Source organism: Alienimonas californiensis, assembly GCF_007743815.1.
In the GTDB taxonomy this organism is placed as follows: domain Bacteria; phylum Planctomycetota; class Planctomycetia; order Planctomycetales; family Planctomycetaceae; genus Alienimonas; species Alienimonas californiensis.
In genome coordinates, this window is the sequence record NZ_CP036265.1 from 891001 (window position 1) to 904729 (window position 13729).

Genomic DNA, 13729 nt, shown 5'->3' on the forward strand with positions numbered 1-13729 from the left:
GGCCTCAGGCGGGCGGTTCCGGCGGGATCGGGGCGCCGTGGGGGTCCGTCGCGGGGGCGTCGGTGGCGGCGTCGAGGGCGTCCCGCAGGCGGCGGTCGGTGAAGTGCTCCAGCCGGTGGGCCGTGGCGTGCACGCCCTCCGGCGGGCGGTCGGCTTGCGTGGCGAGGTACTCCTCCCACAGCCGATGGGACCGCACGACCCCGCCGGCGCTCTCCGCCCCCGCGGGGGTCAGCGTCACGCCGGCGGCGGTCTTCTTGACCAGTCTTCGACGCCGCAGGTCACGGAGCGTCCGCCGGAACGAGGCGCGGCTCGTCCCCAACACCTTCCGCAGCGTGCGGGGGTCGGCAGGGCCGGCGTCTTCCCGCTCCCGCAGGCGGTAGAGCAGCCCCAGCAGGTCGTCGCCGAGCATGCTGCGGGAGAGCCGGCGGCGGCGCCAGGCCCGCGTCAGCAGGCCGTGCCGGGGGCTGAGCGTCACGCAGAGCACCAGCAGCGCCCCGGCGGCGACTGCCATCATCCCCGCGGTCGTGGCGCTGCGGTACCCGAACCAGGCGGGAACCTCCAGCGCCGCGACGTGCCCCAGCGCCGCGGAGAGCGCCCCCAACAGCACGCTGAGGCCCACCATCGGGGCGAGCCGGTCGGTCAGCAGGAGGGCGGAGGCCGGCGGGACGACGAACATCGCCACCACCAGGACGCTGCCGACGCTCTCGAAACTGGCCACCGCCGTCACGGCCACCAGGATCATCAGGGCGAGGTGCATGACCCCGGCCGGGAAGCCGGCGGTGGTGGACAGCGCCGGGTCGAACGAACTGATCTTCAACTCCTTGAAGAACAGCAGGACGAACAGCCCGTTGACCAGCGTGACGGCCCCCAGCGTCAGCACGGCCCGGGGGATCTCGAACCCGAGGACGGGCAGCGTGTCCAACGGGGTGAACTCGATCGCCCCGTACAGCACGCAGCCGGGGTCGAGGTCCACCCGGTCCGCCGCCTGCACGATCATCACCAGGCCCAGGGCGAACAGCGAGGTGAACACCACGCCCATCGAGGCCCCCTCGTCCACCCGGCCGTAACGGCGGATCCACTCCGTGAACACGGTCGTCAACACGCCGGCGACGACGGCCCCCACGAACATCGGCAGGCTGCTGCGGGACTCGCTGAGGAAGAAGGCCACCGCCAGCCCGGGCAGCACGGCGTGGGTGATCGCGTCGCCCAGCAGCGTCATCCGACGGAGCACGAGGAAGTTGCCCAGCAGGGCAGACGCCGCCGCGCACAACGCCCCGGCGAGCACGATCCAGCCGTCGAGAGCCCAGCTCCAGTCGCTCACCGTGCGGCCCCCGGTTCGCGGTTCAGGTGGGTCAAATCGGGCGCCGCGTCCGGGGCGTGGGCGACGCTGCCGTCCAGCAGCGATTCGAGTTCGGCGACGACCTCCGGCTCCAGCACGTCGCCGATCGCGTCGGCGGCCCGGTCGACGCGGCCCGGGGCGGCGTCGGCCTGCGTTTCGAGGTACAGCTCCCACAGCCGGCGCTGGCGGAGCACGCGGGCGGCCTCGGTTTCGCCCGGCTTCGTCAGCCGGACGCGGCCGTCGGTTCGTTCAGCAAAGCCCGCCGCCACGGCCCGGCCTAGCGCCCGCCCCAACCGGCCGGAGGTCCAGTCGAGGTCCCGTTCCAACTGGTCCTCCCCCGCCCCGCCGGCGCCGGCGGAGTGCAGGGCGAACAGCAGGCGTTGGCGGTCGACGGAGCGGTTCAGCGCGCGCCGTTTGCGAACCCGCACCAGTGCCCCGCGGGAGGCGCCGAACAGCAGGCTGAACAGGAAGATCGCGGTGCCGGCCAGTACGATCATCGGGCCGGAGGGCAGCCGGGAGAACAGGGCGCTGACGATCGCCCCCAGCCCGCCGCTGGCGGCCCCGATCGCCGCGGAGGCGACGAACATCGGCCCCAGTCGGTTCGTCCAGAACCGGGCCGCGGCGGGCGGGGTGATCAGCAGGGCGACCATCAAAATCAGGCCCACGGCCTGCAAGCCGACGATCGTGACGACCACGACCGCCGCCATCAGAGCCATATCGAGCGCCGCCGTCGGATAGCCCCGGGCACCGGCGAAGCCGTCGTCGAAGCAGAGCAGCTTGAACTCCTTGAACAGGGCCAGGCAGGCGAGCGCACACAGGGCCCCGGCGCCGACGATGAACTGCACGTCGGTGCGGCCCATGGAGGCGGTTTTGCCGTAGATGAAGGACTCCAGCCCCGCCGCGTTGCCGCCGCCGGTCTGCTGGGCGACGCTCAGCAGGGCGACGCCGGCGCCGAAGAAGACGCTCAGCACGATGCACAGGGCGGCGTCCTCCTTTAGCCGCGTGGTGCGGACGAGCAGCAGGATCGCCCCGACCCCCAGCAGCCCGCTGACCGTCGCCCCGGCGAGCAGCACGGCCAGCGACTTCCCCTCCCCGCCCCACGCCGCCGCCGCGAGGAACGCCGCCGCGATCCCCGGCAGGGCGGCGTGGCTGAGGGCGTCGCCCATCAGGGCCCGCTTCCGCAGCAGGGTGAAGCTGCCCACCATCCCCGCGGCCAACCCCAGCAGCGTCGCCCCGAACACGACCACGCGGACGTTGTAGTCCTCCAACAAAACCACCCGCCGCACGGTCTCCCAGGACGGCCACGCCAGCGACCGCCCGGACAGCGACCCTTGCACCGCCCCCCCCGGCAGCGGCTCGGCCGCGACCGCCGCCGGGGCGAACGCCGCCGCGAGCAGAACGACCGCGAGCCAGCGCCCGAGGCGTGACGGGGCGGTGCTCACAGCGAGGCCTCCCGGCGCCGCATGGTGACGGCGACGTCGTCCAGCAGGGTCAGCCGCCCGCCGTAGGTCTTCTGCAGGTTCTCCGGAGTGAAGGCCGTTTCGACCGACCCCTGAGCGACCACCCGCATATTTAAAAGGACGACATAATCAAAATACTCCGGCACCGTTTGCAGGTCGTGGTGCACGGCGACGACGGTGCGGCCGCGGGCCTTCATCTCGTTCAGCAGGGCGACGACGGCCCGTTCCGTGGCGGCATCGACGGCGGCGAAGGGTTCGTCCATCAGGTACAGCTCCGCGTCCTGCACCAGCGCCCGGGCCAGGAAGGTGCGCTGCTGTTGGCCGCCGGAGAGCTGGCTGATCTGCCGGTCGGCCAATTCCACGATGCCCACCCGCTCCAGCGCCGCCCGGGCCTTCTCCCGGTGCTTCTTCCGCACCGGCAGGCACCAACCGATCTCCCGGTACAGGCCCATCGTGACGACGTCCAGGGCATTGACGGGGAAGTCCCAGTCGACGCTCTCCCGCTGAGGCACGTAGCCCACCCGGCCGCGGACTTTTCGATACGGCTGCCCGAAGAACTCCACCCGGCCGGAGGCCCGCGGGATCAGGCCCATCGCGGCCTTTAATAACGTGCTCTTGCCGGCCCCGTTGGGGCCGACGATCGCCACCAGCGAACCCGCCGGCGCCTCCATCCGCACGTCCCAAATCACCGGCTTGCGATCGTAGGCAACCGTTAGATCGTGGATCGCCAGCGGCGCCGGGCCGCCGGGGGCGGATTCCTCGGACGGGGGAACGGCGGTCATTCCGACAGCTCGCCGCCGAACCCGCCGGCCGGGGCCTCACCGCCGAGGGCGCGGGCGACGGTGGTGAGGTTGTGGTCCAGCATGCCGACGTAGGTGCCCTCGTAGGAGCCCGCCGGCCCCATCGCGTCGGAGAACAGTTCCCCGCCGATCGTCACCGCGTGCCCCCGCGCCCGGGCGCCCTCCACCAGCGACTCCACGCTTTTGCGGGGCACGCTGCTCTCGACGAACACCGCCCGCACGTTCTGTTCGGCCAGCAGGTCCACCAGCGCCGAGACCCGCTGCAGGCCGGCTTCGGACTCCGTGGAAATTCCCTGCACCCCCTGAACGTCCAGCCCGTAGGCCCGGCCCATGTAGTTGAAGGCGTCGTGCGAAGTGACCAGCACGCGGCTGCCCGCGGGGATCGAGCCGATCACCTGCTTGCCGTAGGCGTCCAGATCCGCGAGGCGTTTTTGATAGGCGGCGGCGTTGGCGGCGTAGTCGTCGGCGTGGGCGGGGTCGTGCTCCGCCAGCGCCGCCGCAACGACGTCCACGCACTGCGACCAGGCGGCGACGTCCATCCAGACATGTGGGTCCGCGTGCCCGGCGAGGTCGTCCGGCTCCAGCAGGAAGGATTCGTCGATCGCCTCCGTCACGGCCACGACCGGGCGGGAGCGGGCCATCCGCACCAGCACGTCGGTCATCTTTCCCTCCAGCATCAGGCCGGAATAGAAGATCATGTCCGCGGTTCCCAACTGCCGCACGTCGTCCCGCGTGGCCTTGTAGAGGTGCGGATCGACGCCGGCGCCGAACATCTGGGCGACCTCGACATGCTCCCCGCCGACGTTCCGGACGAGGTCCGCGACCATCCCCGTGGTCGCCACCGCCTTGATCGGGCCGTCGCCGTCATGCGTCCCCCCGCCGGCGGCCGAGTCGCCGTCCGCGGCGCCGCCGCACCCGACCGTCGCCCCCAGAACGAGGGCCGCGAGAACCGGGAGGAGACGTGTTGTCGTCGCGGTCACCGGCGGCGGGATCGGAGAACGGGGGCGGGGCGAATAGTCCGCAAATCGTAGCAGCGGCTACATATCCCGACCAGCCGGCCCCGCCATCCATCTTGCCGCAGGCGAGATGGCGGTCGTGCTCCCCTCTCCTCCTTTTGGGGGAGAGGGGAGACGGGCGAACCGGGAGTTCTCCGATCGTGCCGCGTTCGCCCTACTCGTCCGCCGGCAGGGGCACCGGCATCGGGGCCGGGTCGAACTGCGGCGTCGGGATCAGGGTCGGCTGGGCCGCGGGGGAGGCGGCGGTGGCGGCGGCGAGGTCCGCGACGGCGATCCAGTAGGCGTACCGGGCCGCGACCAACGACTCGGCGGCGGAGGCGGCGGCGGCTTCGCGGAGGTTCAACCGCAGCAGGTCGCTCTCGCCCAGGCCGAACGCGCTCTCCTCGGCCGCCCGCAGCCGCTCGGCCAGGTCCACGCCGATCTCCGCCTGCTCGATCTGCCGGCGGGCGGCGTCGAGGGCGGCGACGGCCAGTTGCACCTCCACCGCCGCCTTGTCCGCGGCGAACCGCTGCTTGACGGACAGTTGCGCGAGCTTCGCTTCCACCTGGGCCGCCTTGCCGCGGGCCTTCCGCCGTTGGAGCGGCACGCTGAACATCACCGCGGTGTCCAGTTCCAGCGGCTGCTTGTCGCCCTTGGAACTGCTCAGTTCGCCCACGTCCTGGCTGACGACCATCCCGGCGTCCAGCTCCGGCAGCAGGTCGTTGCGGGCCTCGGCGAGGGCGACGACCTGCTGTTCCCGGGCCAGCCGCAGCTGCGCCAACTCCGGCCGCCGCCCCAGGGCCTCGTTCACCAGCGCCTCGACCGGCGGCAGTTCGCCGGCGGCGTCGGGGAACTGGGCCGGCAGCAGGGCGTCGTCCGGCGTCAGCGGGGCGCCGGACGGGTCGCGAAGGTACAGCGAGAGCTTGGCGGAGGCCTGCCGGAACTTGCGTTCGGCGTCGATCACCTTGCTGCGTCGGTCGGCGATCAGGCGGTCGTTGTCCCGCAGGGTGATCGCCGCCGTCTCGCCGGTGCGCACCTGGGCCTCCAGTCCCTCGGTGCGGTCCAGGGAAAGGGCCAGCAGTCGCTCCGCGACCGTCAGCAGACGGCCGGCGAGCACCCAGTCCCAGTAGGCCGCGGAGCCGTTCCGCACCGCGTCGAGCTGGGCGGCGGCGACGGCGGGGTCGGCGGCGGCCCGTTCCAGGGCGGCGGTCCGCAGGGCAGCCCGCCGGGCGTCGATGCGGCGGTCCTGCAGCAGCGGCACGGTGAAGCCCGCCTTGAACTCGCCGCCGTCGTTCGTCTGCCGTTCCTGATACCACGGCTCGAACGACCCGCGGCCGATCCGGTAGCCGGCGAACAGGTCCGCCCCGTTCATCAGCGGTTGCTCCACGCCAACGGCGTGGCGGTAGTTTTCGTAGTAGCCCAGTGGTTCCAGCTCCTGGGACGCTTTCAGCTTGGAGTCGAAGGCGCCGGCCGCCTCCAGCGCCAGGCCGGCGGCCAGCGGGCGGCCTAGGGCGGCCTCCTCCAACAACGGATAGGTCGCCAGCACCGAGGCCGTCACGTCGTCCAGCCGCAGTTCCGGCCCCGGCTCCGGGGAGGGACGGTCGAGGTCCGGCAGGCTCTCGTCGGCCCCCGCCCCGCCCGGCCGCCCGCCGAGCAGCGGGGTCCGCCCGTTCGCATCCCTCCCGACGCCCGTGCCCCCGACGCCCGTGCCCGGAGCGGAAAGCGGATCCGACAGATCGACGTCCGGCGCCTCCGTCGAGCCGGGGGCCGAACCGAGATCACCCGGTTCCTGCCCGATCTGGCCGCCGTCCGACTGGAGCGGCCCGGCAGAGGGCGCCGCGGAGGGATCGAACCCGTCGCCGGACCCGTCGGCGCCGGCGCCGGCGTCCCCGACGCCGCCCTCGGGGCCGGCGCCAAACTCCTGCGGGACGTACGCGGCCGGGGCGACGCGGCCGGCGGGCGCGTCGGCGTCGGTCTGTGCGAGCGCCGGACGAACCGAATCGCGGCGGTTCGCGGGAGCGTTCGGTCCCGCGGCGGCCTTCGGTCCCGGAATCGACAGGGTCGGGGGGCCGTAGGTGGTGAGCAGTCGTCCGCCGCCGCAGCCGGCGGACAGGCCGGCGGCGCCCAACACGGCCAGGGCGACCCCGCGGCGCAGACGACGGGCGGCGGGGGGCGGAACGGTCACCCCGTCCGGTTCGGCGCCGGCGGGCGCCGGGCCGCACCCGGCCCCTCGCCGCAGGGCGCGTCGCCCGTCGTTCGCCCCGTCTGCCGAAAGCCCCCGGTCACTTCCCCTTACCCATATTGACAGGCTTGAGACCGCCTCCGCCCTTGCCGCCCGCCTTCTCGGCGGGGGCGTCGGTCAGGACGGGGGGGAAGCCGTTCATACGGCGCCACATCTCGTAGCCGAGGGCGACTTCGTTCAGCAGCACCCAGCCGTTGGCCCGCACGCCCTGCCGCAGGAAGCGGTCCTCCGGCCAGGGGTCGTCCTCGGGGTCGGGCGTGACGAGCACGCGGAACCGGCCCATGCCGTCGTCGACGGCGTCCACGCTGGCGACCTCCCCGCCGAAGGTGCCCACGGCGACGCTCGGCCAGCCGGCGAACTGCACCGCCGGCCAGCCCTCGAACTGCAAACGCACCTTGCGGCCGGGGTTCACCAGCGGGGCGTCGTTGCCGTCCAGCCAGATCTGCACCGCCCGCTCCCCGCCGTCGGGGACCAGCACGAACAGCGGGTCGCCCTTCTTGACGATCCCGCTGCCGCCGTCGGAGATCAGTTGGGTCACGATCCCGGACCGCGGGGCGTACACCTCCTGGCGCCGCTGCTTGGCGAGCTTCGATTCGGCGTCCAGCAGGTAGCTGTTCGCCTTGGCGATCTCGGACGAGGCCTTCTGGAGGTCGCTCTCGGCCTTGGCGACGTCCGATTCGCTCTTACGGACTTTGGCCCGCACCTCGTCGATCTTGGCCTGCAACTCCCGCTCCTTGGCGGGGCGGAGGCTCTGCTTGGCCTGCACGGCGAGCCTGGCGTCTTCGAGGTAGGCCTCGTGCTTCGCCACGTCCGCGGTCGCCCCGAGGTATTTTTGTTCGGCTTCTTGAAACTTGGCCTGGGCGGCGAAGCCTTCTTTGAACAGGGCGAGTTGCCGGTCGTGATCGGCCCGCGCCTGAACCAACGTGGCCTGCGCCTTGGCGAGGGCCTGCTCCTCGGCTTTCACCTTCTGCTGGGAGCCCTCGATCTCGCGGTCGAGGGCGTCGAGGGTGTCCCGCAGCGCCTCCTGCAGGAAGACGAGCTGGCTGTTGTTGCTCTCCACGACGCTCTGGGAGGCGATCACGCCCCGCTGCGCCGCCTCCCGGGCGGACTCGGCGAGCTGCACCTGGTCGGCGGCCTGGCTGCGTTGGCGGCTGAGCCGGCTGAGCAGTTCCGGGTCCACGTCGGCCAGCTCGACGACGAAGTCGCCCTCCTCCACGAAGGCGTTCTCGCGGATGCCCTCCGCCCAGCGGGCGATGTTGCCCTCGATCGGCGCCTGCACGACCTGCTGGCGGTTCTGCGGGTCGTAGGCCACCACCGACCCGCTGCCGGCGACCGTCTGGATCCAGGGGGCCAGCAGCATCGCCGCGAAGGCCAGCGCCAGCCCGCCCAGCAGAAGGCGGCCGAACAGCCGCACCCGCCGACTCGACCGGGCCAACCGCAGGCCCGGCAGGGCGCGGTCCCGCAGGGCGGGGTCGGCGAGGTGGAACGCGGAGTGCGTGCGGTCGTTGAGCATGAACGAAGCGTCGGGGCGGACCGAGGCGAACGGGGCGGACGCGGGAATATCAGGCCGCGGGAATCTTAGGCGGCGGGATCGAGCGGGGCGCCGTCCGGGCGGAGGGCCCGGTCGCAGACGGCGGCGATCTCGGCCCGCCGGGTGAGCACCAGCGTGGCGTGCGCCCGGCCCCCGATCGGGCGGACCGCGGCGGCGAGCAACTCCGCGGCGGTCTCCGCGGCGCAGCCGTCCAGCAGCGAATCGATCACCAGCAACCGCGGCCTGCCGGCGAGGGCCCGGGCCAGCGTCAGCCGGCGGGCGTGGATCTCCCCCAGCGGCGCCCCGCCGAACCCCAGCGTCGCGTCCACGCCGCCCGGCAGGGCGTCGACCCGCTCCGCCAGGCCGACCCGCTTCAACACGGCCCGCACGTCCGCGGCGGTCACGTCCGGCCGGCCGAGGTGCACGTTCTCCGCCACCGTGCCGGCGAAGACCTCCGCCCCGCCCCCCGGGGACGCCCCCGCCAGCGCCACCCGCCGCCGCAGCGCGTCCGGCCGGTAATCGCCCGGCGCCAGCCCGTCCAACTCGATTCGCCCCCCCAGCGGCGCCCGGCGACCGAACAGCGCCTCCGCCAGCGCCGTCTTCCCCGCCCCCGGCGGAGCCAGCAGGCCGACGCTCTCCCCCGGCGCCAGCGCGAGGTCGAACCGCGTCCCGCCGCGGACCGTCGCGTTCTCCAACCGGAGGATCGGCTCCGCGATCTCGGACGTCCCGGCGCCCGGGTTCGCCCAGTCGTCCCGTCGGTCGATGCCGGTCAGGGCGCCGTCAGTGCGTTCGGTCGGCAGGGCGAACAGCACGCCCAGCTTGTCGCCGGCGGCGACGAGGTCGTACCAGGCCTCCAGGTGCTTGCCGAGTTTCGAGAAGGAGCTGAGCACGAGGGTCACGATCAGTTCCGCGGCGACCAACTGCCCCAGCGTGAGCCGCTGGTTGATGACCAGCCAGCCGCCGAGGCTCAGCAGGGCGGTCGCCGCGACCGCCTGCAGTCCCAGCGCGAAGGCCACCTGCCGGACCAGCACCCGGAAGTGATTGCGGCGGGCCTTGAGATAGTCCGCGGCGAGACCGTCGGCCCGATCGACGGCGAACGCAACCCCGTCGCCGTGCCGGAACGCCGTCGGGTTGGCCGCCAGTTCCTCCAGCCACGCCGCCGTGCGGTACTTCTGCTTCGACTCGTAGATCGCCGTTTTCACCGCCCCGCGACCCAGCAGGTAAGTCACGACGGTCATCGCGGCGAGCAGCACGAGGTCGAAGCCCAGCAGATAGGGGTGATAGAAGGCCAGGATCCCCAGCCCGATCACCGCCCCCAGCACGAGGTTCAACCCCTCCAGCAGCAGGCCGGCGGCGACCTTCTGCACCGTCACCACGTCGAAAAATCGGTTCACCAGTTCCGGCGGGCTGTGCCCCGCCATGCCGTCCGCCGTCACCCGGGGCAGGCGCCGGGCGAGGTCTCCGGCGACCCGGACGAAGGTCCGCCGCTGGATCAGTTCCGCCACCCAGACCTGTAACAGCCGCAGCGCCGCCTGGAAGGCCAGGAAGCCGAACAGCACCGTCGCCAGCACCACGACCGGCTGGAGCAGCCGCCCGAACGCCACCGTGCCGACGAGGCTCTCGACCGCGATGGGCGTGGCGAGGTTCAGCAGGGCCACGAACAGGGCGAACACCGCGATCGCCCGGATGTCGCCCGACTCCGGCGCGAACAGCGCCCGCAGCGTGGCGTAGGGCGAGGCATGGCCGTGGGCGTCGATGTGCTGGGTCAGGTCCGCCCCGGCCCGGCCGGCGACCAGCCACCGCACCTCTCCGCGGTCGGTCTCGGCGGGGTCGGCCGCCGCGGACGCCTCGGCGGCGGCGACCATCCGGGCGACGGACTGCTCCTCCGCCCCCGTGCCGGAGAGCCGCAGCGTCCGCTTCCCGTCGGCCCCGGCGACCCACCACGCCCCCCCGTCCCCGTCGCCGTCCCCGTCGCGGCCGACGCCGTCGCGGCCCACGCCGTCGCGGCCGTCGCGAAAGTCGTCGCCGTCGTGGGGGAGGAACGTCAGGGCGGCGCCGCCGTCGTGCACCAGGGCGACGACGTCCCTCGGCCGGGCGTCCACGACCCGCACCGGCACGTCCAGCGACCGGGCCGCCTCCCGCGTCCAGCGCCACCAGTTCCGCCGCGGGCCTCCGGGGAACGCGCGGACCGCCTCCGCCGCCGCCCGACGGGCGGCGGCGGCGTCGTAGCCCCGGCCGCACAGCTCCACGAACGTGGCGAGGGCCTCCCCGCACTGCGCCGACGCGACGCCCGCCCCGCGATCGGTCGGCAACTCGCTCCCGTTCGGACCGACGGTCGCCTCAATCACGGCCGGCATCGGGGGGAGACTCCGGCGGGAACGGCGAACGGGGCGAATCGAGCGAGGCGAGCCGGGGGCAGTCTAGCCCCCGCCCGTCCCCGCGGCACGGCGGCGTCCCGACGCAGTTCCGGCTCCCGCACGCCCCGCCGCGACGGCTGCGGGTCCGGTTGATAGGGTCGGGCGTCCCGCCGATCGCCCCCGCCGATCGGGCGACGGCTCCGCTCCCCGACGATCCCCCCGACGATCATGCAACACCGGCGCTCCGCTGTTTCTTCCCTCCCCGCGGGCTTGGCGGCCCTGCTCGTCGCGGCGTTCGCCCCCCCCGCCCCGGCGGACGAAACGGCCGGGGGCGAGGCCGCGTGGGTCGTCGACTCGCCGGAGCAGTGGGAACGGGCCGCGGGGAAGACAACCGCCGTGACCCTCGCCGACGGCCTGGCGACCTCCACGGCGCCGGACAGCCGCTTCGCCAGCGTCCTGCAGACGTATCAAACGCCGCGGAAGCCGCAGACGCTGACGTTCACGCAGTCGCCCGTCTGGGACAACTGGCAGGAGATCCCCAACGTCGGCACGTCGGAGATGGCCGACGCCCCGGTGTTCGTGCCCGTCAAACCCGGGGACTACTGGCTGCTCGCCCGTCATCAGAAGTTCAACGGGGAGAAGGACGGCGGCTATCACGCCTGGCACAGCGGGGACATGAAAACCTGGACGCACCACGGCCCCGTCTGCGGCAAGCGGGAACGCTGGGTGACGACCGCCGAGTACGTCGACGGCGCCTTCTATATTTATTACGACTTCCCCAACGACGAAGACCCGCACCTGATCGTCGATCGAGACCTCCGCGACGGCCAGATGGGCGAGGACCGCGGGATGGCCTTCAACGACCCGTCGCACGGCTCCGACGCCGGCGTGCTGCGTGAGGAGGACGGAACCTTCCACCTGTTCTACGAAAACTGGGACCCCATCAACGCCAAGACCCACGCGTGGGACTCCCCGCTGGCCGGCCGCGCCGTCAGCCCGGACGGCGTGCAGCCGTTCCGTCACGCCAACAACGTCGTGGACGAACGCACCACGCCGACCGGCAAAAAGGGCGAATATCGGCACCCCCACGGCACGTACGAGTACGAGATCCACGAGCCGGAGCAGAACGCCTACGGCGACTGGACGGCGATCAAAATCGGCGCCCGCTACTATCTGTTCTGCGACTTCGACCCCGTCGGCGAGCACATGCGCGTCGGCCGCTGGACCAGCGACGCCTTGAATCAGGAGTTCACGTTCTGCGGCTCCTTCGGCAAGGGCCACCCGGACCCGACCGTCGGCTTCGCCGAGGGGCAGTTCTATCTCATCCAACAGCGGGCGGACGTCGATTTTGTCAGCCCCGGCCCGTGGGTCGGCGACGTGCAGGCCCGGGCCGGCGTGGACGCCGACGGCGACGGCCGCGCCGATCAATGGACCGACTGGCAGACCGTCCGCGAGACCTATCGCCAGAAGCCCGGCTTCGTGCGGATTATTGAAAAGACCCCGGCCACGCTGGACCTCTCCGCCCTGCCCGCCGGCGTGGGATTTCAATTCGAGTATCGCACCGTCGGCGTGGACGGCCAGACCGTTCGCCCGGCGATGGATCGGGTCGAGTGGACGTTTGAATGAGCCCCGACGGGAGCGCCCCCGGCCGCGGCCGGGGGCGCTCCCGTCGTGCCGCGTTCCTCAGGCGCTCAGGCCGGTCAGCGTGCTCGTGCCGCTGGAGAACTCGTCCACTTCCAACTGAAGATGCTGGAGCATCGAGACCAGTAGGTTGCACATCGGCGGCGGGCTGTCCGGGTCGAAGGCCAGGTGCTGGCCGTGCCGGAACCGCCCCCCGGCGACGATCGCCGGCAGGTTCGTGTTGTTGTGGCTGGACGCGTTCCCCAGGCTGGAGCCCATTAAGACGGCGGTCTGATCCAGCACGGTCCGCTCGCCGTCGGGGAAGGAGTCCAGCTGTTTGAGGAACTCGCCGAACAGCCGCATTTCCTCCCGCTCGATAATCGCCAATTGGGCGATCTTCTCCTCGGAGCGGCCGTGGTGGCTGAGGTTGTGCCAACCGTCCTCCACCCCCTTCAAATCGACCACCTCGGCGCCGCCGGGGCCCATCAGGGTGATCAGGCGGGTGGAGTCCGTTTGCAGGGCCAGGGCGATCAGATCGAGCAGCAGTTTAAAGCGGCCGCTGAAGTTCGCCCGGTCGTCGATATCCTCCGGGGCCTCGCCGTCAACGGTCGGCTTGGGCAGTTTCGCCCACTCCTCGGCCCGCACGAGCCGCTGCTCCAACTCCCGCACGCTGGTGAAGTATTGATCCAGGGTCTCCAGGTCCTGACCGCCGGTGCGGCGCTGGATCGCTTTCGTCTGGGCGCCGACGAGGTCGAGGATGCTCTGCCCGTCCTTCACCCGCCGCAAGTGAGCGGCCTTCTCGCTCTCGGAGCCTTCCAAGAAGAGTTGCTGGAAGACGCGGGAGGGCCGCGACTCCGCGGGGATCAGCACGCCGCTGCGGGTGTAGGACATCCCGCCGTTGCCGCCGGTCAGGGAGAGCGAGGGGAACCGGGTCAGGTGGCCGATCCGCTCCGCGGCGTATTGATCGACGGAGATCGTATTCCGGAAACTCGGCTGCCCCGGGTGGGCGGCGCCGGTCAGGAAGCTTTTCTCCGCGGCGTGCCCGCCGTCGACCATCGGGTGGTTCAACCCGGAAATCACCGTGAACTTCTCCCGAACCTCCTGCAACGGCTCCAGATAGGGCGTCGGCGGATAATCCTTCCCCGCCTGCTCCGGGAACAGGTTGGGCGTGTGGATGCCCAGCGGGGCGCAGATCGCGACCATGCGGCGGGCCTCCCTCTCCGCCGCCGGGGCGGCGCCGAGGGCCCCCGGCAACATGCCGTGCAACAACGGCAGCCCCAGGGCCACGCCGGAGGACCGGAGGAACGTGCGGCGGGGTACGAGCGTGCGGGGCATCGGAGTTGTCCGGGAGCGGTTGGACGGGCGGGCGGGCGGCGGGAACGGGG

At 72.3% G+C, this 13729-nt stretch carries 9 protein-coding genes; 1 reads left to right on the forward strand and 8 read right to left on the reverse strand.

Annotated elements, in window-relative coordinates; all coding sequences use genetic code 11:
• Positions 1–4: 4 nt before the first annotated feature.
• From CA12_RS22945 to CA12_RS03505, 7 genes are all read right to left on the reverse strand, one after another.
• Complete coding sequence (locus CA12_RS22945) at positions 5–1321, reverse strand: metal ABC transporter permease (protein ID WP_145357504.1); 1317 nt, start codon at positions 1319–1321, stop codon at positions 5–7.
• On the reverse strand, positions 1318–2781 hold the full coding sequence (locus tag CA12_RS03480; protein WP_207622129.1) for a metal ABC transporter permease: 1464 nt from the start codon (positions 2779–2781) through the stop codon (positions 1318–1320). The genes CA12_RS22945 and CA12_RS03480 overlap by 4 nt, the downstream gene beginning before the upstream one ends.
• The gene (locus CA12_RS03485) at positions 2778–3581 is read right to left on the reverse strand and encodes a metal ABC transporter ATP-binding protein (RefSeq protein ID WP_145357505.1); all 804 of its coding nucleotides are present in this window, start codon (positions 3579–3581) and stop codon (positions 2778–2780) included. The genes CA12_RS03480 and CA12_RS03485 overlap by 4 nt, the downstream gene beginning before the upstream one ends.
• A complete protein-coding gene (locus tag CA12_RS03490; RefSeq protein WP_242688113.1) occupies positions 3578–4579 on the reverse strand; it encodes a metal ABC transporter solute-binding protein, Zn/Mn family in 1002 nt (333 codons plus the stop codon). Before CA12_RS03490 ends, CA12_RS03485 begins: the two co-directional genes overlap by 4 nt.
• A 190-nt stretch (positions 4580–4769) precedes the next feature.
• On the reverse strand, positions 4770–6779 hold the full coding sequence (locus CA12_RS03495; RefSeq protein WP_145357506.1) for a TolC family protein: 2010 nt from the start codon (positions 6777–6779) through the stop codon (positions 4770–4772).
• Positions 6780–6876: 97 nt separating this feature from the next.
• Complete coding sequence (locus tag CA12_RS03500) at positions 6877–8349, reverse strand: HlyD family secretion protein (RefSeq protein WP_207622130.1); 1473 nt, start codon at positions 8347–8349, stop codon at positions 6877–6879.
• A 65-nt stretch (positions 8350–8414) separates the two neighbouring features.
• Positions 8415–10724 (reverse strand): ATP-binding cassette domain-containing protein, encoded by a 2310-nt coding sequence (locus CA12_RS03505; RefSeq protein ID WP_145357507.1) that lies wholly within the window; start codon positions 10722–10724, stop codon positions 8415–8417.
• A 228-nt stretch (positions 10725–10952) separates the two neighbouring features.
• On the opposite strand from CA12_RS03505, the gene CA12_RS03510 reads away from it, so the two are divergent.
• Positions 10953–12350, forward strand: a complete 1398-nt coding sequence (locus tag CA12_RS03510) for a glycoside hydrolase family protein (RefSeq protein ID WP_145357508.1) — start codon at positions 10953–10955, stop codon at positions 12348–12350.
• 57 nt (positions 12351–12407) lie between these two features.
• Here CA12_RS03510 and CA12_RS03515 read toward each other — a convergent pair whose 3' ends face one another.
• Positions 12408–13679 (reverse strand): DUF1552 domain-containing protein, encoded by a 1272-nt coding sequence (locus tag CA12_RS03515; RefSeq protein ID WP_145357509.1) that lies wholly within the window; start codon positions 13677–13679, stop codon positions 12408–12410.
• Positions 13680–13729: the final 50 nt, after the last annotated feature.

What these genes read in the sequence shown, in the direction of transcription:
- CA12_RS03510 (WP_145357508.1), top strand. Translation starts at nt 10,953, where the DNA reads ATGCAACACCGGCGCTCCGCTGTTTCTTCCCTCCCCGCGGGCTTGGCG.
- CA12_RS03505 (WP_145357507.1), bottom strand. Translation starts at nt 10,724, where the DNA reads ATGCCGGCCGTGATTGAGGCGACCGTCGGTCCGAACGGGAGCGAGTTG.
- CA12_RS03485 (WP_145357505.1), bottom strand. Translation starts at nt 3,581, where the DNA reads ATGACCGCCGTTCCCCCGTCCGAGGAATCCGCCCCCGGCGGCCCGGCG.
- CA12_RS03500 (WP_207622130.1), bottom strand. Translation starts at nt 8,349, where the DNA reads ATGCTCAACGACCGCACGCACTCCGCGTTCCACCTCGCCGACCCCGCC.
- CA12_RS03515 (WP_145357509.1), bottom strand. Translation starts at nt 13,679, where the DNA reads ATGCCCCGCACGCTCGTACCCCGCCGCACGTTCCTCCGGTCCTCCGGC.